Below are 20,214 nucleotides of genomic sequence, written 5' to 3'. Positions count from 1 at the left end.
AATTTGGCATGGTTAACCCGATCATGTAGGAGCTGGCTTGCCTGCGATAGCGATGTTGAATTCACCACCTCAATCGCAGGCAAGCCAGCTCCCACAGTTGACCGCATTTATCCTGATGTTTCGGAGTGACTGAGATGAAACTGCTTAAGTACTTACCGGCCCTGGCGTTCGCCGCCTTTGTCGGCCACAGCTCGGCGTTCTCCTTCGGCCCGTCCGACGACGCCGTGGCCATCGCGCCGCCGGCCATGGACCTGGCGGCAGACGCGAACAACCTGCAAACCGCGGTCTTCGCCGGCGGCTGCTTCTGGGGCGTGCAGGGTGTGTTCCAGCATGTACAAGGGGTGAAAAACGCCGTCTCCGGCTATGACGGCGGCGCGGCGAGCACCGCGCAGTACGAAAGCGTCAGCGGCGGCGACACCGGCCACGCCGAGTCCGTCGCCGTGACCTACGACCCAAGCAAGGTCAGCTACGGCAAGCTGCTGCAGATCTACTTCTCGGTCGCCCACAACCCCACGGAACTCAACCGCCAGGGCCCGGACAGCGGCACCCAGTACCGCTCGGCGATCTTTGCCCAGAACGCCGAACAGCAAAAAGTCGCCCAGGCCTACATCGCCCAGCTCGACGCCGCGAAAGCCTTCGACAAGCCGATCGTGACCAAGATCGAGATGGGCAAAGCCTTCTACCCGGCGGAGTCCTATCACCAGGACTTCCTGACCGAAAACCCGTCGTACCCCTACATCGTGATCAACGACCTGCCAAAGGTGGCCCAGCTGAAAAAATTGTTCCCTGAGCAGTACCGCGCAGAACCGGTACTGGTGAAAAACCAGTAGACCTATGATCGTTCCCACTCTCGACGATCGACGATCGTTCCCACGCTCTGCGTGGGAACGCCGCCAGGGCGCTCTGCGTCCGCTCTTGAAGTCGTGACGCGGAGCGTCACCGGATTCATTCCCACGCGGAGCGTGGGAACGATCAGCGTGGGAACGATTATCAGACGACTTCAAGGTAGGAGCTATGAATCGCCCGCGCCAACTCCCGCACGGTGTCGATAAAATCCGTCAACCGGCTATGCAGCCCATCCTCCAGAATCTCATCAATCCCCGTATACCTCAGCCGCGCCTCAAACTCCGCCGCCAAACGCTGGGCCGTACGCCCATAACTCCCCGGCAGGTCCGCCAGGATATGGCTCAACTCCTCGATACACGCATGCAACGAGCGCGGCACATCACTGCGCAACAGCAACAACTCCGACACCGACCGCGCATTCAGCGCATTCGGGTACAGCTCGGTATACGCCTCAAACGACGACAGCGCCCGCAACAACGCGCTCCACTGGTAATACCCGCGTGCCGAAAGGTCGCTGACTTCCTCGGACTCTTCCCCAAACATTTCATACCGCGCGTCCAGCAACCGCAACGTGTTATCCGCCCGCTCGACAAACGTCCCCAGCCGAATAAACCGATACGCATCGTTACGCATGATCGTCCCGGACGTCGCCCCACGAAACAGGTGCGAGCGCTGCTTCACCCAGTCACAAAAGTGGCTGATGCCATGCCGCGCCAACCCGCCGGCCGCAATACTGCGCATCTCCAGCCAGGTGGCGTTGAGGTTTTCCCACATATCAGCCGTGATCCGTCCCCGCACCGCATGGGCATTACCCCGTGCAGCCCGCAGGCAGTTGTAGATACTGGCGGGGTTTTCCTCGTCGAGGGCGAAGAAGTGCAGCATGCGCTCGGCGTCCAGTTGCTGATGGCGCTCAAGGTAACTGTCCAGGGTGCCGCTGCTGAGCAGCGACATGGCCAACTCGTCCAGCCCGTCACTGCGCCCGGCCTGGGGCATCAACGACAGCGAATAACTGACTTCCAGCATGCGCGCCAGGTTCTCGGCACGCTCCAGGTAACGGGACATCCAATACAGATCTGCGGCGGTTCTACTCAGCATACTCAGCCCTCCACCACCCAGGTGTCCTTGGTTCCGCCGCCTTGCGACGAGTTGACGATCAATGAGCCTTCGCGCAGCGCCACGCGGGTCAAGCCACCGGGCACCAGGCGGGTTTCCTTGCCCGAGAGCACGAACGGTCGCAGGTCGATATGCCGCGGCGCGATGCCGTTTTCGACAAACGTCGGGCAAGTGGACAGGCTCAAGGTCGGTTGGGCGATGTAGGCGTGAGGGCGGGCCTTGATACGCTGGCGGAAGTCCTCGATCTCGGCCGCGCTGGACGCCGGGCCCACCAGCATGCCGTAGCCGCCGGAACCCTGGGTTTCCTTGACCACCAGCTCCGGCAGGTGCGCCAGTACGTGGGACAGCTCATCCGGCTTGCGGCACTGGAACGTCGGCACGTTTTGCAGGACCGGCTCTTCATCCAGGTAGAACCGGATCATTTCCGGCACGTACGGGTAGATCGACTTGTCGTCCGCCACGCCGGTGCCGATCGCATTCGCCAGCACTACGTTGCCCGCGCAGTACGCCGCGACCAGGCCGGGCACGCCGAGCATCGAATCGGGGTTGAAAGCCTGCGGGTCGAGGAAGGCATCGTCGATGCGGCGGTAGATCACATCCACGGCCTTGGGGCCGTCGGTGGTACGCATGAACACCTTCAGGTCGTGCACGAACAGGTCGGCGCCTTCCACCAGCTCCACGCCCATTTCCCGGGCCAGGAATGCATGCTCGAAGAACGCGCTGTTAAACCGGCCCGGCGTCAGCACCACCACATTCGGGTTGTCCAGGCGGCTGGAGCTTTTCAGGGTCTTGAGCAGCAGGTTGGGATAGTGGTCCACCGGGGCGATGCGTTGCTTGGCGAACACCTCGGGGAACAGGCGCATCATCATCTTGCGGTCTTCGAGCATGTAGCTCACGCCGCTGGGGGTACGCAGGTTGTCTTCGAGCACGTAGTAGGTGCCGTCGCCATCGCGCACCAGGTCGACCCCGGAGATGTGCGAGTAGATATCGCGGTGCAGGTCCAGGCCGACCATGGCTTTCTGGTATCCCTCGTTGCCCAGCACCTGATCGGCGGGAATGATCCCGGCCTTGATGATGCGTTGGTCGTGGTAGATGTCGGCAAGGAACATGTTCAGCGCATTCACCCGCTGGATACAGCCGCGCTCGATGACACTCCACTCACTGGCGGGGATGCTGCGGGGGATGATATCGAAGGGGATCAGGCGCTCGGTGTCTTGCTCGTCGCCATACAGGGTGAAGGTGATCCCGGCGCGGTGAAACAGCAGGTCGGCTTCACGGCGGCGCTGGGCCAGCAGTTCTGGCGGCGTGTTGGCCAGCCAGCGGGAGAATTCCTGATAATGCGCACGGCAAACGCCTTGTGCGTCATTCATTTCATCAAAGAAAGATCGAGCCATTCCAATTACCTTGTCAGTGCCGGGACTAACTGCGCTTTGGCACTGCCGCTTTAGAAAACGCATTTTTTTATGAGCCCGTGGCTGATGGTGCCAGCAGGCCTGGTCCTTACTTTCTTTTGGGGTGGGCTCTGGGTCGGGGGGTAACGATTGCTCCTGTATCCGGGCAGATAAAGGACTAAAGCAATGCCTGTGCCATCCACCTTGTGGCGAGGGAGCTTGCTCCCGCTGGGCTGCGCAGCGGCCCCAAAAAGGAACCAGACCGCTGCGCACCGGAGCGCTGTCCCGGTCCAGCGGCACCAAGCTCCCGCGCCACCGATGCGGCCCTATCGCCTCAAAACGGTGCGCTGATTACTTGAACTTTGCACCAGCCCGGTTCTTCTAAACTGCTTCAAATGCCAGCACGGAGCACGGATGTGCCCAGAATCATCTCACCCGACACCCCGGAATCGAGCCTGACCGACCACAGCGAACACAACGCGAAGATTTTCGGTTCGCCCAAGGACCGTCTCGACTTTTACCGGCGTGAAATCCAGTACGAAACCAGCATCCTGGCCAACCGCACCGACGCCTACCTCACGGCGCAGTCATTCCTGGTGATCGCCTTCGTGTCCGGCATGGGCAACCTGAACCCCGAATGGGGCAAGCTGTTCACCCTGGTGGTGCCCGTGTTCCTGGCGACCCTGGGCATTCTCAGTTCCCTCAACGCCTGGCCGGGGATTCGGGCGGCCTACGAAATCATCGACCACTGGCATTACAAGCAGAGCGAACTGCTGCGCAGCGAGCCGGTGATGGGCCTGGCCTACGATGAGTCGCCACTGTTCAGTGAGATGGAGTCGTCCCACAAGGGCTATCGCAAGTCGCTGTTGTTCTCGATGCGCGCGCCCTGGCTGTTCATGGTGTTCTGGGTGATGCTGGGGGCCTACGCGTTTTACATCCAGGTGGACAATCCCGGCTCATAAGCAATTGGAACTTCACCGACCCGCACGGGACCTTACCTTTACGCAGTCTGCGTTTTCCAACAGAGGTGAGCCATGAGCACAGACAACGACCCGCAAACCAGCAACCGTAACGATCCCGCCATCGACCGCGGCGAACCGGCCCCCGGCACCGCGGCCGACGCGCCGAAAGACCCCAAGCCTGCCAGCGACCCCAAGGCCAAGGAAAACGACTACAGTCCAGATTTCAAGCCCGAGCGCGAGCCCAAGCCTGAAACCGATGCCGATATCGATACCCAAGGCGGTTAGAGGAGACGGTGATGTCAGTTGAAATAGACGAAGACGATGAACTCAATGACCCGGGCAACGAAGACCCGGGTTCATTGATGGATGATGCCGAAGTACCGCTTAACGACCTGGATGATGCCGCTGACGTCGGCAACACTGAAAACCAGGAGTAGACGTCATTGTTGTGCCTGGGCACGTCGTTCATACCACGCCAGCATCGGCTGCGTGCTGAGACCATGAACGACGATGCTCAGGGCAATGACTGACAGCGTCAGGTTCACCGCGACCGCACTGCTGGTGCCCACCAGCCCGTGGTTGATGGCATAGAACAGGTAGTAGATGCTGCCGATCCCGCGAATCCCGAACCAGCCCACCAGCCCGCGCTGATGGCGATTCAGCAAGCTGCCCCAGGGTATCGACAGCACGCTGAGGGGGCGAATCACGCAAAACAGCACCGCCCCCACCGCCAGCGCCCGCCAGTCCCAATGGCTGACCAGCACCACGCCCAGCAAGGTCACCAGGAACACTTCCATCGAACGCTCCACCAGCCCACCAAAGGCGAGCATGTCGCCCATCATCACCCCGGCGGCGATTTGCGTGTCCTGCAGTTGCCCGACATCGCCATGCAACGCATGCTCCGGCTCAACTTCCATGTGGCCAACCACCGGCTGTGCCAGATGTTCCGCCGGGGTTTGTGAGTTGCCGGTGGACTTGAACTCGGCCTGGCGCAGCCCCAGGCCGGCGGCAAATACCGACAGGAAGCCGTAGCCGCCGATGGCTTCGGCCACCACATAGGCGAGGGCGATCAGCGCCAGCGTCAGGTAGTCATTCGGTGACAGAGTGCTGTCGGCATTGGTGATACGCATCTTCAGGGTGACGCGACCGATGCCACGCCCCATCCAGTAGCCCACGAGCAACCCGGCAGGTACGGCCCAGAGCAGGTTTTTCAGCACCCAGCCGCCCAGCCAGTCACCGTCGAACCCGCCGTGCTGCATGAAAAACAGCGCAAAGATCACGAACGGGAAGGCCGTGCCGTCGTTCAAGCCTGCCTCACCGGAAAGACCGAAGCGCAGCGCGTCATAATCCTGCGCGTTATTGACCTGCACCAGGCCCGCGAGCACCGGGTCGGTGGGCGCAAGAATCGCCCCCACCAGCAGTGAAACCCCCCACGACAACCCCAGCAGCCAATGCAGCACCAGGCACGTCCCGAGGATGGTCAAGAGCATCACCGGCCCGGCCATGCCAAACGCAATGCGCCAGGTTCGGTGCTTGAGGGGCAGGCGCAGTTTCAGCCCGCTGACGAACAGCGAAAACAGCACCGCGACTTCTGTCAGGTGCTCCATCCAACTGGCCGAGGCCTTGATGTCCAGATGCAGCAGGTCCATGCCCAGCGGGCCGATACCCACGCCGAGCAACAGGCACACCGCCGAGGTGGTGACCGGCATCCAGCGCAGGTAGGAGGAGGTGAGGGCGAGGGTGAGCAACACCGCGCCCAGTACGGCCATCCATAGGATGAAGGTCATTGAATAGTCCCGGGCATGGTCTGTGTGAACGTTTGAGGTTTGCCGGGAGAGAGAGGTTCAAAAAACGCGCATTGCCTGCTCGGGCAATCCGCGGTTTGTCAGGTCGCCAGGCGTGTTACGTTGGCATTGAGGGTGCTGTTTGGGGTGAAGGAGAAGGTGAACCCCGAGTCGAGAAACTTTTGCAGCCCGTCATTATCAAGACTGAATACCGTTGCACCGACCGATTGATCAAGAGTGCCAGTGGCATCGAACATGGCTTTGTCCAGGCCGGCTTGGTTGGTGTTGTAGATATAGAGCTTTCCATCACTGCTCTTTTGAATATAGGCGGTGTGTACGATATTGCCGTCTGCTTTATTGCTCATGAAGTTGATAACGCCTGATTCGGTAATGTCCGCGGGCCTGAATACGGCGCTGGTATTCTCGACAGTAATACCCATCAGATCCTTGTAGCGTTGCGTGTAATTGGAATCCCCGCTCCTGACCACACTGCCCAGCACGGCCTCGCGAGTTTTCAACGGGAGTGCATTGTCTGCCATCCCGACGAACATGGTTTTTTCGTAGCAGATTGTCCCGGTGTATCCCGTTTTGGCATGGAGCTTCTCCAGTTTGTCGCGAAGCGCTTCTACCGGCACGGCGTCAGCTTTGAAATTTTCCAGCGGCTCGCCAAAGGGCTGTCTGGTTTTCACATTCAAGGCGTGCCAATTACCGGTGGCGTCATCAAACTTCGCAAACACCTTGGCTTCTTCGGTCGCATTGGCCGCCTTGTAAGTGCCTTCGGCAATGCCGGGCTTTTTCGCCAGTGACGTCAGGTCGACACTGCGCAAGGCGCCACGCAGATGATTGACGCCGTTACGTCCAGCGGTCAGCGTGGTGCGCCCCAGCTTCAATGCACTCCGGGCCAGATCATCAGCCCCGCTCAACGGATTGAAACTCCCCAGCGCCGCGCGCCCGACAATCTTCGCGCCCTGGGCGAACTTGCTGAAAGCCGATGCGCCGGCGGCCACGGCCTTGGCCCCCCTGGCTGCCGCACCGAGGCCCACGGCAAACCCAAATATATCCAGGGCCAGGTCGCCGACACCTTCGCCGATGTTGCCGTTTTGAAAGTTGACGATTGCCGACCTCAAGGGGATCAGGTTGAGGAGGAATTCATTGACTTTCTTGTAAAAGGGAACCTCGGTATCAAGCGTGGTGACCCCCTCGGCCTCTTTTTTGAATGACCGGATATCAACATCCGTCACCATGGCATCGGCAATATAAGACGTTCGGGCACTGCCAAAGCTCTTGGGGTTGGCGTCCTGGATTTTTTCATCCGTCAACCCGGGTGCGTACTCGCCCGAAGGTATGACTTCTTCCAGGTCTTTATGGTAATGGGTGTGGTTGGAAGGTTGTTTGCCTGCCGTGAAGTCACCCAGGTCCGTACGCTCGGTAATCTTCGCGGTCCTGAGATTGATTTCGTAGGTGTGCACCTGGTTTTTGCGCCTGGTTTTCACCAGCAGGCAATTGTCTTCGGGCACCCGCTTGCGGGTTTCCTTGCCAAAGTTGTCCTTATCGACGTCGACTTCCCTGACCACTGTGATTTCGCCGTATTCCAGGTTTTTACGGTCTTCTTCAGGGAGCCGCGAAACCATCCACTTCACCTGGGCCGCGACGCTTTTTTCGATGCCGTCGGCGTATTCCCCGAACGCGTCCTGGAACACGTTCGGCATACTTGGCAGGTCTTTGGTTTTTTCCAGCACCTCGCTGAGGTTCAACGTACTGGATGAGGTCACCCACTGATTGTCAGCGGGGGGCGGGGGCCCAATTCCAAGTACCCCTACGGCCGGTGGTTCTTCGACGCCAGGTCGATGGTGAAGCGCGTCCTTCATATACAAGTCGAGGATCGAATAAGGCCCCGGGAAATCGCTATGGGCGGGTTCCAGCGTGATGCTCTTGTCTTCCAGGGTTGCCGTATCCATGCCTGGCAGGGCTTTGCGCAACTGCTCCAGGGCCATTTCCTTGCGTAATGGCATCGGCATGCTCTGTGTTTGACTGGCCGCGCTCAGCTCGGTGATCTGCGCATCGAATGCATCGCGTACATCATTCATTTGGCCTTCGGTCACCGGATACGGCATACCGTTCGCGCTTCCCCAATCCTTGAGCGCCTCTTGCTGGGCGGCATATTCGACATAACGCTCCTGGGCGGAGACCGGCGCGACCTCAGCGTGGAGCATGACCTGCCCATAGGACATCCCTGCGGTTGAACCCGGAGACTGGGCTTCGATGCGTTCTACCGCGGTGACAAAACTGACCCAACTATGGGAACCGGGGGTGACCTGGTCCGGGATGTCTTTAACCAGGAACTCCGGAGCGCGGGTGGAGAGCAGCAGATGCGCTTGTAGCGCCGCTGCCTCGGGTGACGATGCCTTGCCGGTACTGACAAGATGTTCGGCCAACCGGCTGACGATACCGGATGCGGGTTTGCCCCAGGTACTGTTCCCGGTCACGGCAAAACCGGCGATGTGATGCCTGGACCTGGGGTCTGTCGCGCGGAACGAGTTGTCTTTGTCCACACTCATGGCTGCCAACAGCCAATCAGTGGCACTGCCTTTGATGGACTGCGCGTCAAATTTTGCCTGGAGGGCCTCGCCCAACGCCTTGCCCTTGGGGGAGCGGATCAGCGAGTCGAGCACCCGCTGCGGGTCAGCCAGCTCGGAAGGCGTGAACGACTTGCCCTGCATGAGGTATTCCACTACGTTCCTGGCGCCGTTCAAATCAACGTCGCCGATCTTGCCGCGGCGCAGGTCGGACCGCAGCTGATTCGCCGCCTCGGGCGCAAGCGGGGGCTGCCATTCCAGCGCACCGCCATAATTGCCATGGAGCGGCGTCTGGAGTTCAGGCCTGAGCAGATAATTCGTCAGGTTCTCCACCTCCTCGGGCGTGGTTGGCACGTCCCAGCCATTGATCTCAAGGAATTCCTTGAGGCTAATGGTGCTCCCTGAGTCGGTGCTCCCGACCTGGCGGTAAGCGCTGTCGGGGTGAAGCTCGACTTTATTCTTTTGCAGGTAGTCGAGAACGTCACCGCTCCCAATGCTGCCCGATCGAATCCGCTCAAGCAGGTAATTGAGTTCACGCCCCACGGTGTTCAGCGTCTGGGTATTGCCCACCAGGGCTTTCTGGCGCTCAACCTCATCCTCACCACGGGTTTCGTGCAGGTCCGCAAAACGCGGGCCGCTCACGCCGGTAAAAGCCTTGTCGCGCGCCAACTCATCTGCACGCTCGTGGGCATGATCCGGCAGGATATGTTCTTGCTCTTTGTAGAATTGGCTCACCAACCACAGGGGGGCACTGTTGCTGTTTTGGGAGAGCGGCGGTTTGAAGGGGATCGGGTTACCGTCGCCGATAACGCGTGCGGCGTCCCTGACCTGTGCGCTCACCTGCGCCCAGCCTTTGTCATCGGGGCCGTTGGGTTGCGCGGCGGCGGAGGGCCTGCGCTGGTAGGTGATCTTCCCGGTATTGGGGTCAATCATCACTGAATTGGGGTTTATCCCGTTTTCCCTCATCCAGTCACGGACTTGCGGGGACTCCATGGCACGCCCCAACTGCGACCACCACTGCCCGAACGTTGAGTTCGGCGGAATGTTCTCGACCATGATCGCGTCGTCATGGCCGTCGCCCTTGACCTGACGCAGCGCGCTGGCTACCTGGCCTGCCAGTTCACCGTCGGCATCGGCACGCGGGCTGGGGATCCTGGTCCCGGGGGAGCCTGGCGCGGCATTTTCCGGCGCTGCGGCCTGGAGCCGCGCCGGGGGAAGCGGCTTGTCAGGTGCGTTCAAAGGAATGAAAGAAGCCGTAGCCTGAGTAGGAGCAATTGTCATAGGAGGGGGATCCGGTAATTTATCGAGTACACCCAAGCAGCGCTTCGCTCCAGCGGGTGTAACTCTTCGTACCCGATGCCCCCTCAGCGATTCCATCCCACTGGCATGCAGATTGATACGGCGTTTTACGCGCCCATGCTAAGGGTGCGCCGCGGTCCTCAGCCGAATCATGTCGATCAGCTGGCGCAATCCCGGCTGCGACTGACGCCGGCTGGGGTAGTACATGCACAGCGGCGCGCCGATGCAGGCCCAGTCGGGCAGCACTTCCACCAGGCGCCCTTCGGCCAGTTCCGCCAGCACGCGATTCTCCAGGCAATAGGCGATACCCACGCCTTGCAGGGCCGCATCAACGATGGTCTGGGTGTCGGCCGCGCTGAAGTGGCCGGGCACATCGAGCCGCTGTTGGCGTGCACCATTGCCCAGTTCCCATTTGTAGGTGGTCTTGTCGCCCAGGTACATGCGTACACAGGAGTGCGTGAGCAAGTCCCTGGGCACTGCAGGTGTCCCTGCCTGTGCGAGGTAGGCCGGGGAGGCGACCATGATCCAGCGCAGCTCGCCGGTCAGCGGCACGGCCACCATGTCCTGGGGCACCGTGGCGCCATAGCGGATCCCTGCGTCGTAGCCCTCTGCGACGATGTCGAGCATGCGGTCCTCGATCATCACGTCCAGGCGCAGTTGCGGGTAGGTGCGGGTGAACTCGCCGAGCACCGGCGAAATCAGCAGCACCGCGGCATCCCGGGGTACGTTCAGGCGCAGGCGGCCAATCGGCGCCTCGCGGTACAGTTCGAGGGTGTCGAGGCCGTCCTGGATCGTCGCAAAGCCGGCACTGAGTTTTTCCGCCAGTACCACGCCGGCATCGGTAGGCTCTACGGCGCGGCTGGTGCGATACAGCAATTTGACCCCCAGGCGCGTTTCCAGGTTGCGCATGGTGTGGCTCAGGGCCGAGGTGGTGACGCCAAGTTCATTGGCGGCATGCCGGAAACTGCGGCGACGGATGATCGCCATGAAAACATTCAGGTCGGCCAACTCGGAGCGGTTGAACGCAGCCATATCAAGCACCTTTTATGGGGTTTGGGTTGCACGCGGCGTTGAGCCCGATTCAACCACGGATGATCTAGAGTAATCGTTTTTTTACTGATTGTTTCTGGCGGAGGCTTTTTCATGAGTATCGAAACCATCAAGATCCCGGGCATCGACAAGGCCGTCTCGCGGATTGCCCTGGGCACCTGGTCCATGGGTGGCTCGATGTGGGGCGGCGCCGATAATGAGGTCTCGGTCAAGACCATTCGCCATGCGCTGGCCAGCGGCATCAACTTTATCGACAGTGCGCCGGTCTACGGCCTTGGGCTGTCGGAAGAACTGATCGGCCGGGCCCTGCGCGGCGTACGCCACACGGCGGTGATCGCCACCAAGGCCGGGTTGCAATGGGACGACGGCACGGTGCGCCGCAATGCCACGGCCCGACGTATCCGCAAGGAAATCGAAGACTCACTGCTGCGCCTCGAAACCGACTACATCGACCTCTACCAGATTCACTGGCCCGACCCGTTGGTAGCCCAGGAGGAAATCGCCGGCGAGCTGGAAAAACTGCGCCGTGAAGGCAAGATCCTTGCCGTGGGGGTGAGCAATTATTCGCCTGCGCAAATGGACGATTTCCGCCAGTACACGCACCTGGACACCGTGCAGCCGCCCTACAACCTGTTTGAGCGGGCGATCGACAGCGATATCCTGCCGTACGCCAAGCAAAATTCACTGGTGGTTTTGGCTTACGGTTCGCTGTGCCGGGGTTTGTTGAGCGGCAGCATGCACGCGGCCACGGGTTTTACCGGGGATGACGTGCGCAAGCTCGACCCGAAATTCAAGGCGCCACGCTTTGAGCAGTACCTGGCGGCGGTCGCGGCATTGGACGTGTACGCTCGCGAATGCCACGGCAAGTCTGTGCTGGCCCTGGCGTTGCGCTGGGTGCTGGACCAGGGCCCCACGGTTGCACTGTGGGGCGCCCGCCGGCCGGAGCAGCTCAAAGGCGTTGAAGATGCGTTCGGCTGGCAGCTCACGGCCGACGACCTGCAACATATCGACCGTATTCTGGCCAGCACGATAAAAGACCCGGTAGGGCCGGAGTTCATGGCCCCGGCCCAGCGTTAACCTTTGCGACAGGGATGTCTTGCAGCTGCAAAACACAAAAGACATTCCTTTGGCGTTGAGGTTTTTGGCATGAAGCGCGGTCCCTTGTTCAAGATCATGGGTGGTTTGCTGTGTGTGGTGGCGATGGCAGCCGCCTGGAAATGGCGCGGCAATCCCGATGTGCTGTGGCAGATCGTCAGCCGTCAATGCGTGCCCGACCAGAACCAGCACCAGAATCCGCGCCCCTGCCTGGAGGTTGATCCGGACAAGGGTTTCGCGCTGCTCAAGGACCTCAACGGCCCGTACCAGGACTTGCTGATCCCCACCGATAAAGTCACCGGAATCGAAGACGTCGCGCTGGCCCGGGACTTGTTGCCGCATTACTTTGCCCAGGCCTGGAAACACCACGACGTGCTCTCCGCCGGCCTGCAAACGCCGATTGCCGACCGTTATGTTTCCCTGGCGATCAACTCGCGGTATGGCCGCACGCAAAACCAACTGCACATTCACATCGCCTGCCTGCGCCCCGACATTTTCAACACCCTCAACGAACGCGCGGCAACCCTCGACGAGCACTGGCAAACCCTGCCGGTAAAACTGCAGGGGCATACCTACAGTGCCCGTACGTTGTCGGCGGTGGAATTCGACCTGCGCGACCCATTGGCCATCCTGAATGACTACGTGCAGGCCCAGGGCGACGCCATGGCCAGTTACAGCTTGCTGTTGGCACCGGCGGCGAACGGCAACTTCGTCCTGTTGACCACGCGGTTGACGCTCAAGGAATGGAACCTGGCCTCCGCCGAAGAACTGCAGGACCGCCAGTGCAACCTGATGGACAAACCACCACAACGACCTGTTTTAGCTGTTAACGACATCCGGTGAAGTTTGCCGTTGAACGAGTGTTCAGTTTCAATTATGTTGGCTGCACCCCCTGCCTGGTAACAGGCGGGCTTGCGCTTTTTCTGATTGAACGAGAGGCACTGGCATGCGGTTTTCACCTTTTGTCGAGCGAATTGCAGGGCAGGGCGTAGCCGCCTGGGACATCCACCACGCTGCCTTCCAGGCCAGCAGCAAAGGCGAAGACATCATCATCCTGAGTGTGGGCGATCCGGATTTCGCCACACCCTCGTTCATCACCGACGCCGCCGTCGAGGCCCTGCGCCAGGGCGACACCCACTACACCGAAATCCCCGGCCGCCCGGCACTGCGCGATGCCATCGCCGCGCGCTACAGCCAGTCCCTGGCTCGCCCGCTCGACGCTGAAAACGTCATCACCGTGGCCGGTGCCCAGAACGCCTTGTTCGTCACCTCGCTGTGCCTGTTGCAGGCCGGTGATGAAGTGATCGTGCTCGACCCGATGTACGTCACCTACGAAGCGACCCTCAAGGCCAGCGGCGCAACGCTGGTGCGGGTGCCGTGTTCCGCCGACTCGGGCTTTCGCCTCGACCCGGCACTGCTGGCTGCCGCCATTACGCCTCGCACCCGGGCGATCTTCTTCTCCAACCCCAACAATCCCACCGGCGTTGTCCTCAACCCTCAGGAATTGCAGGTGATCGCCGACCTGGCGATCGAGCATGAACTGTGGGTCGTGGTGGACGAGGTCTACGAAAGCCTGGTGTTCGATGGCGAATACCATAGCCTGGCCGCGTTGCCGGGCATGGCCGATCGCTGCATCGTGATCGGCAGCCTGTCCAAGTCCCATGCCATGACCGGCTGGCGCATCGGCTGGATCGTCGCCGCGCCTGCGATGGTGGCCCACGCGGAAACCCTGGTATTGAGCATGCTCTACGGCTTGCCGGGGTTCGTGATGGAGGCCGCGACCGCCGCCGTGCTGGCCCACGATGAAGTCACCCAGGGCATGCGCGAAACCTACCGCCGCCGCCGCGACCTGGTGGTAGCAGGTCTCGGCGGTTGCCCGGGCATTCACGTGCGGGCCCCGCAGGCAGGCATGTTCGTGTTGGTGGATGTGCGGGACACCGGCCTCGGCTCCCTGGATTTCGCCTGGCGGCTGTTCCGCGAAGCAGGGGTTTCCGTGCTGGATGCCGCGGCCTTCGGCGAGCCGGCCCAGGGGTTTGTGCGGCTGTCGTTTACCCTGGGTGAAGCGCGACTGGCCGAAGCCTGTGAACGTATCAGCCGCTTCGTCGCCAAGCTCGCCGGAGAACCGCGAATCGAGCCTGCGGCGAAAATCATCAGCGTACAGCCGGTGGCTGCGAAGAAGATGATCGAGGTGCTCGACCTGCATAAACGCTTTGGCAATATCGAGGTGCTCAAGGGTATCTCCCTGACCGCCCACGAAGGCGAGGTGATCTCGCTGATCGGCGCCAGCGGCTCGGGCAAAAGTACCTTGCTGCGCTGCATCAACATGCTCGAAGTGCCGGACCAGGGCAGCATTCACGTCGACGGTGAAAGCATCAAGCTCAACTACGGCCGGCCCGGCGCACCGCTGGTGGCCGACGCCAGGCAACTGGTGCGGATTCGCTCGACACTCGGCATGGTGTTCCAGAACTTCAACCTGTGGCCCCATCGCACTGTGCTGGAGAACCTGATCGAAGCGCCGACCCAGGTGCTGCGCGAAAGCCGGGCCGAAGCCATCGAGCGCGCCGAAGCCTTGCTCGACCGGGTTGGCCTGGCCGCCAAGCGCAATGAATACCCGGCGTTCCTCTCCGGCGGCCAGCAGCAGCGGGTGGCCATCGCCCGCGCCCTGGCCATGCGTCCCAAAGTCATGCTGTTCGACGAACCCACCTCGGCCCTCGACCCGGAGCTGGTGGGCGAAGTCCTGCGGGTGATTCGCTCCCTGGCCGAAGAAGGCCGCACCATGATCCTGGTGACCCATGAAATGGCGTTCGCCCGGGATGTGTCATCCAAAGTCGCGTTTTTGCATCAAGGCCTGATCGAGGAAACCGGCTCGCCGGACTCGGTGTTTATCGACCCACGCAGTGAACGTTGCCGGCAGTTCGTCAACGCGCATCAAACTCGCTAACTCCAAAAAAAGACGGGGCAAGATCATGAAATCCAAACGATTGGCAAAGTGGTTGAGCAGTGCTGTGTTGATGCTGGCGGCAGGTACTGCGTTGGCGGCGGAGAAACCCATTGTGTTCGCGGTGGCGGCAGAACCCTACCCACCGTTCACGGTAAAGGGCGGCAATGGTGAGTGGACGGGCTTTGAAGTCGACCTGATCCATAAGCTCTGCGGCTTGATGAAGGCTGAGTGCCAGATCAAGGAAGTGGCCTGGGACGGGATTATTCCGTCGCTGCTGGCGAAGAAAATCGACGTGATTTTCTCCTCGATGTCGGTCACCGAAGAGCGTGAAAAACAGATCGCCTTCAGCCGCGCCTACTACGATTCGCTGCTGGGCATTGCCGGCCCCAAGGGCACCACGGTCGAAGTCTCGCCGGCAGGGCTGAAGGGCAAGATCATCGGCGTGCAGATCTCCACGGTCAGCGCCAACTACCTGAAGAAGTACTACGAGAACATTGCTGACCTGAAGTACTACGACACCCAGGAATCGGCCAACGCCGACCTGATTGCCGGGCGCACCGACCTGATGATGGCCGACGGCGTCGCCATCGCCATGATGGTCAAGACCCCTGAGGCCCAGGGCCTGGCCGAAATCGCCGAAGTGCCTTATGACCCGATCATCGGCCGCGGCGTGGGGGCTGGCCTGCGCAAGGAAGACACCGAACTCAAGGCCCGGCTCGACAAGGCCATCGGTGAGTTGCTGGTGAGCAAGGACTACGCCGACCTGTCCCAGAGCGTGTTTGGGGTATCGGTCAGCCCGTGCAAACGCGCCGACACGCCTGCCTATGTGAGCAAAGTCTGCGACAGCCCCTACACCAACTAACCCGGTAGAAAGAGAGTGCTTGTGGCGAGGGAGCTTGCTCCCGCTGGGGTGCGAAGCGCCCCCAAAAAAATGGGCCTGCTACGCAGTCCAGCGGGAGCAAGCTCCCTCGCCACAGCAAGCTCCCTCACCACAGGGTCACCGCGTGTCATCGAAATAGGGAGCCGCGATGTTCGATCTACTCAGCTTCAGCGAACAAGGCTGGGGCAACGCATTGCTCAAGGGGTTATGGATGACCCTGCAGATCTCCGCCGGCTCGTTTGCGGTGGGGCTGCTGATCGGCCTGGTGGTGGCCTGCGCCAAGCTCAGTGCACCGCGCCCGATAGCCATGCTGATGCGCGGCTACACCACGGTGTTTCGCGCGGTGCCCGAGTTGCTGCTGATCCTGCTGCTGTATTACGCAGGCTCGATGGGCCTCAACGCATTGATGCTGTGGCTGGGGTTTGCGCAGTTCAACATCAGCGGCCCGCTGGTAGCGGTCCTGGTACTGGGGCTGGTGCAAGGCGCGTACGCCTCGGAGATTTTTCGCGCGGCGATCCTCGCGATTCCCCATGGCCAGATCGAAGCGGCGCGGGCGTTTGGCTTGAGCGGCTTTGGCCTGTTCCGTCGGGTGACCCTGCCGATCATGGCGCCATACGCCCTGGCGGGGATGTCCAACCTGTGGATCAACCTGATCAAGGACAGCGCGCTGATCAGCGTAGTGGGCACCAACGAACTGCTGTACACCGCCAAACAGGCGGCGGGCTCGACCCGGCATTACCTGTTGTTCTACCTCACGGCCGCCGCCTTGTATTACCTGGTGACACTGGCCTCCAACTACCTGTCCGGGCGCCTGGAGCGACGTATTCGTCGCTGGATGCCGGTTGTCGAGTGAGCCGCACATGCCTGAGTGGATAAGTTATTACGCAGGACTGATCGCCAAGGGCTTGCAGACGACGCTGTCGCTGCTGGTGATCTCGGCAGTGCTCGGCTTCGCCCTGGCGGTGCTGGTAGCGCTGGCGCGGCTGTCCCGGCGCAAGTGGCTGGCCCGTTGCGCACTGGGCTACACCAGTGTGCTGCGGGGCACGCCGTTGCTGATCCAGATCTACATCTTCTATTACGGCCTGGGCAGCCTGTTTGCCCAGTTCCCGATGATTCGCGGGAGTTTCCTCTGGCCGTTCCTGCGGGACGGTTACTGGTACATCGTGTTCGCCCTGGTGTTGTCGGTGGGCGCGTACGTCGGTGAAGTGATTCGCGGCGGGCTGCTGGCCGTGCCCAAGGGTGAAATGGAAGCCGCCTCGGCGTTCGGCATGACGCCACGCCAGGCACTGTTGCGGGTGCGCCTGCCACGGGCCATGCGCCTGCTGCTGCCGACCCTGGCGGGGGAGACGGTGATGCTGCTCAAGTCCACGGCGCTGGCCTCGACCATTGCCGTGGTCGACCTGCTTGGCGCCGCCAACGTGGTACGCGCCCAGACCTTGCAGATCTACCAGCCGCTGCTGCTGGTGGCCGGGGTCTACCTGTGCCTGACCTTTTTGATTGAAGCCCTGTACGCCATTGCCGAGCGACGCGGCACACCGTTGCGCAGGTCTGCCGGATGAAAACCGATCGCTCGTTGCAAGGGATTGCCCTGTGCTCGCTGGCCTATGCGTTCCTGGCGCTGCAGGACGCCGGGATCAAATGGCTGGTGGCCGACTATTCAGTGTTCACCATCCTGTTCTGGCGCAGCCTGGTGGTGGTCGCCGCGTGCGTGATCGCCGGGCGAATGGGTTTGCTCAAGCGTGCCTGGCACTCGGTCAGCCGCAAGCTGTTGATCATCCGCGGCCTGCTGTCGCTGCTGGCCTGGCTGCTGTACTACACCGCCGCCAGAGACCTGACCCTGGCGGAAATGACCACGCTGTATTTTTCCGCACCGATCATGGTCACGTTGCTCGCGGCATTGATCCTCAAGGAGCGCGCCAGTCGCGGCCAGTGGATTTCGCTGATCATCGGCTTTGTCGGCGTGGTGATCGCCTGTCGCCCCAGCAACATGCTCGACCCATTGCCAATCGCCCTGACATTGGCGGCAGCACTGTGCTGGGCGTTTACCTATATCCAGTTGCGCCAGGTGGACGACAACACCTCGGTGCTGGAGCAGATGCTGATCACCAATGTGGTGTTTGTGATCTGCATGGCGCTGACGCTGCCCTGGACCCACACGCCATCGCCGACCCCGGCATGGCTGGGGATGCTCGGCGCGGGGCTGGTGGGCGGGATTGGCCAGTTCCTGCTGTTTGCGAGCTTCCGCCGGGCCACGGCGACGCTGCTGGCGCCGTTCGAGTACACCGGGTTGATCTGGGCGTTCCTGCTCTCGAGCCTGGTCTGGGGCACGGTGATGGACGTGTCGCTGATTTTCGGCGCCGTGCTGATCGCCATCAGCGGCACCCTGGCCATGCTCAGCGCCCGGCACCCCGTGTCACAGGATGTGGTCGGCGCCGAATGCTCCGTGACGCAGCCCCTGTATCCAGCAACGGCAGATGTGCAGCCCGTTGGCGGGGCTGAAGGTGCCGGGGTTGAGGCACCACTCGAGCCAGAGTCCGTCGAGCATCGCCGATAAGCCGATGGCGGCCAGGCGCGTGTCGTGGATCACGAAGCCTTCGCTCTCGGCCAGGTCGTCGAGCAACTGGCGGATCAGGTCGAGGTAGGCGCGGTAGCTTTTTTCATGGGAGTCATTCACGTGGTTCGAGTGGCGGATCAGGCTCCAGAACACCACCCAGACGCCCAACAGTTTCGGGTCCATGACCCGCGAGGAAAACGAACCGGCGAGGAATGCATCGAGCCGCGCGGCAGGGCCCACGGCCTGGTCCACTTCCTGCCACAGGGCGGTGGTCAGTTCGCTGGCGAGTTTGTGGTAGGTCTCGGCGATCAGTGCATCGATGCTGCCGAAATGGTGATTGAGCAACCCCACCGAAACCCCGGCTTCAGCGGCGATGCGCCGCACGGAAATGCCGGCATGCCCGTCACGGGCGAGGCTGGTGAGGGTGGCGGCAATCAACAGGTCGCGACGGTCTTCGGCCACAGGCACACCCTCGGTGAAGATACATGGTTGAACGTGTGTTCAATATATACCTGCAGAACCAACAAGAGGAGGGCAACGGCATGGCAAAAGACCTTTCGTGGCAAGTCCCCGGGGATTCCGGGAACACCCTGCACATTGGCGCCTGGCGCTTCGAGGGTGACGGCGACGGCCCTCGGGTGCACCTGCAGGCCGGTGTGCATGCCGATGAAATCGCCGGGATGCTGGTGTTGCATCAACTGCTGCCGCGTTTGCAGGCCTGCCAGGATCAGGGGCGGCTCAAGGGCACGGTGACGGTGGTGCCCCAGGCCAACCCGTTTGGCATTGGCCAGTTTCGCCAGGGGCGGTTGTTGGGGCGGTTTCACGAAGCTACCGGGCAGAATTTCAACCGGGCGTTTGATCATTCATTGGCCATGGAGCGGCCGGCCAGCAACCTGGCGCAATGGCAGAAAAGCCTGGTGCAACTGGCCGCCGATGCTGACCTGGTGCTGGACCTGCACACCGATGATGAAGCCCTGCCATATCTCTACATCCACCGCAGCTTTTGGCCCGCGGGCCGGGCGCTTGCGGCGGCGTTGCAGGTGGATGTGGTGATTGTCTGGGACGAGGGTGGTGATGGGTCGTTTGAGGAGACCATCATTGATCATGGGCAGCCGCGGTTGGCGGCGACGATTGAATTGCGTGGGCAGGCGGATGTGAGTGATGCCCTGGCCGGGCAGGATGGTGATGGGATCTGGGGTTGGCTTTGTGCCAGTGGGGTGATTGATGAGGCGCCGGTGATTGCGCAATGGCACGGGCAGGTGGTGGATATGGGTTGCATGGAGACCATCCTGGCGCCGTGTGCCGGGGTGTTGGTGTTTGAGAAAGGTTTGGGTGAACAGGTGGAAGAGGGTGAGCGGTTTGCGCGGATTATTCGGCGGCCTGGGGATCCGGCTTCTGAGGTTGTACTGCATGCGGCGCAAACCGGGCGGATGGTGACGGGGCATCGGGAGCGGCTGGTTTCACAGGGTTCGGTGGTGGCCAAGTTTACCGGGACGCGGTTGTCTGAGGGGTACAGCGGGGGGGTGTTGGATCCTTAGGCGGGAGTACATATCCGTTTCTTCGGTTATGGCTGGTATTGGTTCCGCTCTTACAGCGGCTCACTTTTGAACAGCGCAAAAGTAAGCAAAACGCTCTTGCCCCACCACTCGGCACCTCGCTTAGGCTCGGAGTGCCCTCACTCCGGCTTTGGACCGTGGGCCGCCGTCATGGGCCATCCCTGGCC

At 61.5% G+C, this 20,214-nt stretch carries 17 protein-coding genes and 1 pseudogene; 12 read left to right on the top strand and 6 right to left on the bottom strand.

What is annotated here, in order from left to right:
* Positions 1 to 134 precede the first annotated feature (134 nt).
* Positions 135 to 830, top strand: coding sequence for a peptide-methionine (S)-S-oxide reductase MsrA (gene msrA, locus HX801_RS05105; RefSeq protein ID WP_177021708.1), 696 nt, complete (start codon positions 135 to 137; stop codon positions 828 to 830).
* A gap of 160 nt (positions 831 to 990) precedes the next feature.
* Here msrA and HX801_RS05100 read toward each other — a convergent pair whose 3' ends face one another.
* Positions 991 to 1,941: an alpha-E domain-containing protein gene (locus HX801_RS05100; RefSeq protein WP_003217078.1), complete on the bottom strand. Its 951-nt coding sequence runs from the start codon at positions 1,939 to 1,941 to the stop codon at positions 991 to 993.
* A gap of 2 nt (positions 1,942 to 1,943) precedes the next feature.
* Positions 1,944 to 3,353, bottom strand: coding sequence for a circularly permuted type 2 ATP-grasp protein (locus HX801_RS05095; protein WP_003217076.1), 1,410 nt, complete (start codon positions 3,351 to 3,353; stop codon positions 1,944 to 1,946).
* A gap of 413 nt (positions 3,354 to 3,766) precedes the next feature.
* Here HX801_RS05095 and HX801_RS05090 point away from each other — a divergent pair, with 413 nt between their 5' ends.
* From HX801_RS05090 to HX801_RS05080, 3 genes are all read left to right on the top strand, one after another.
* Positions 3,767 to 4,312, top strand: coding sequence for a hypothetical protein (locus HX801_RS05090; RefSeq protein ID WP_003217074.1), 546 nt, complete (start codon positions 3,767 to 3,769; stop codon positions 4,310 to 4,312).
* A gap of 72 nt (positions 4,313 to 4,384) precedes the next feature.
* Positions 4,385 to 4,597 carry a hypothetical protein gene (locus tag HX801_RS05085; protein ID WP_003217072.1) on the top strand — a complete coding sequence of 71 codons (213 nt, stop codon included), beginning with the start codon at positions 4,385 to 4,387 and terminating at the stop codon, positions 4,595 to 4,597.
* An 11-nt stretch (positions 4,598 to 4,608) separates the two neighbouring features.
* A complete protein-coding gene (locus HX801_RS05080; RefSeq protein ID WP_003217070.1) occupies positions 4,609 to 4,749 on the top strand; it encodes a hypothetical protein in 141 nt (46 codons plus the stop codon).
* Positions 4,750 to 4,752: 3 nt separating this feature from the next.
* Here HX801_RS05080 and HX801_RS05075 read toward each other — a convergent pair whose 3' ends face one another.
* From HX801_RS05075 to HX801_RS05065, 3 genes are all read right to left on the bottom strand, one after another.
* Positions 4,753 to 6,099, bottom strand: coding sequence for a sodium:proton antiporter (locus tag HX801_RS05075; RefSeq protein WP_177021707.1), 1,347 nt, complete (start codon positions 6,097 to 6,099; stop codon positions 4,753 to 4,755).
* Between the two features lie 98 nt (positions 6,100 to 6,197).
* Positions 6,198 to 9,989 carry a hypothetical protein gene (locus HX801_RS05070; RefSeq protein WP_256344215.1) on the bottom strand — a complete coding sequence of 1,264 codons (3,792 nt, stop codon included), beginning with the start codon at positions 9,987 to 9,989 and terminating at the stop codon, positions 6,198 to 6,200.
* 102 nt (positions 9,990 to 10,091) lie between these two features.
* Positions 10,092 to 11,003 carry a LysR family transcriptional regulator gene (locus HX801_RS05065; RefSeq protein WP_134326650.1) on the bottom strand — a complete coding sequence of 304 codons (912 nt, stop codon included), beginning with the start codon at positions 11,001 to 11,003 and terminating at the stop codon, positions 10,092 to 10,094.
* A 111-nt stretch (positions 11,004 to 11,114) separates the two neighbouring features.
* Here HX801_RS05065 and HX801_RS05060 point away from each other — a divergent pair, with 111 nt between their 5' ends.
* The 7 genes from HX801_RS05060 (at position 11,115) to HX801_RS31945 (ending at position 18,491) form a co-directional block, all read left to right on the top strand.
* Entirely contained in the window at positions 11,115 to 12,098 is a 984-nt protein-coding gene (locus HX801_RS05060; RefSeq protein WP_177021706.1) for an aldo/keto reductase, read from the top strand.
* Between the two features lie 69 nt (positions 12,099 to 12,167).
* Positions 12,168 to 12,959: a CDP-diacylglycerol diphosphatase gene (locus tag HX801_RS05055; RefSeq protein WP_177021705.1), complete on the top strand. Its 792-nt coding sequence runs from the start codon at positions 12,168 to 12,170 to the stop codon at positions 12,957 to 12,959.
* 103 nt (positions 12,960 to 13,062) lie between these two features.
* Positions 13,063 to 15,057: an aminotransferase class I/II-fold pyridoxal phosphate-dependent enzyme gene (locus tag HX801_RS32155; protein ID WP_102604649.1), complete on the top strand. Its 1,995-nt coding sequence runs from the start codon at positions 13,063 to 13,065 to the stop codon at positions 15,055 to 15,057.
* 25 nt (positions 15,058 to 15,082) lie between these two features.
* On the top strand, positions 15,083 to 15,919 hold the full coding sequence (locus tag HX801_RS05045) for a transporter substrate-binding domain-containing protein (protein WP_087692319.1): 837 nt from the start codon (positions 15,083 to 15,085) through the stop codon (positions 15,917 to 15,919).
* A 166-nt stretch (positions 15,920 to 16,085) separates the two neighbouring features.
* Positions 16,086 to 16,790 (top strand): ABC transporter permease, encoded by a 705-nt coding sequence (locus HX801_RS05040; protein WP_003217052.1) that lies wholly within the window; start codon positions 16,086 to 16,088, stop codon positions 16,788 to 16,790.
* 7 nt (positions 16,791 to 16,797) lie between these two features.
* Complete coding sequence (locus HX801_RS05035; RefSeq protein ID WP_003217050.1) at positions 16,798 to 17,496, top strand: ABC transporter permease; 699 nt, start codon at positions 16,798 to 16,800, stop codon at positions 17,494 to 17,496.
* Positions 17,493 to 18,491, top strand: a complete 999-nt coding sequence (locus HX801_RS31945) for a DMT family transporter (protein ID WP_008433732.1) — start codon at positions 17,493 to 17,495, stop codon at positions 18,489 to 18,491. Before HX801_RS05035 ends, HX801_RS31945 begins: the two co-directional genes overlap by 4 nt.
* Here the strand turns inward: HX801_RS31945 and HX801_RS05030 are convergent.
* Positions 18,447 to 18,875: pseudogene (locus HX801_RS05030) on the bottom strand (TetR family transcriptional regulator C-terminal domain-containing protein); the annotation flags it as partial. The gene HX801_RS31945 and the pseudogene HX801_RS05030 overlap by 45 nt on opposite strands.
* 158 nt (positions 18,876 to 19,033) lie before the next feature.
* Between HX801_RS05030 and HX801_RS05025 the strand changes: the two are divergent.
* On the top strand, positions 19,034 to 20,029 hold the full coding sequence (locus HX801_RS05025) for a succinylglutamate desuccinylase/aspartoacylase family protein (RefSeq protein ID WP_177021704.1): 996 nt from the start codon (positions 19,034 to 19,036) through the stop codon (positions 20,027 to 20,029).
* Positions 20,030 to 20,214 lie beyond the last annotated feature (185 nt).

The organism is Pseudomonas sp. G1002, assembly GCF_013385455.1.
Classification (GTDB): domain Bacteria; phylum Pseudomonadota; class Gammaproteobacteria; order Pseudomonadales; family Pseudomonadaceae; genus Aquipseudomonas.
Note: the sequence above shows the minus strand (reverse complement) of the source record. Positions and strands in the feature narration are given on the sequence as shown.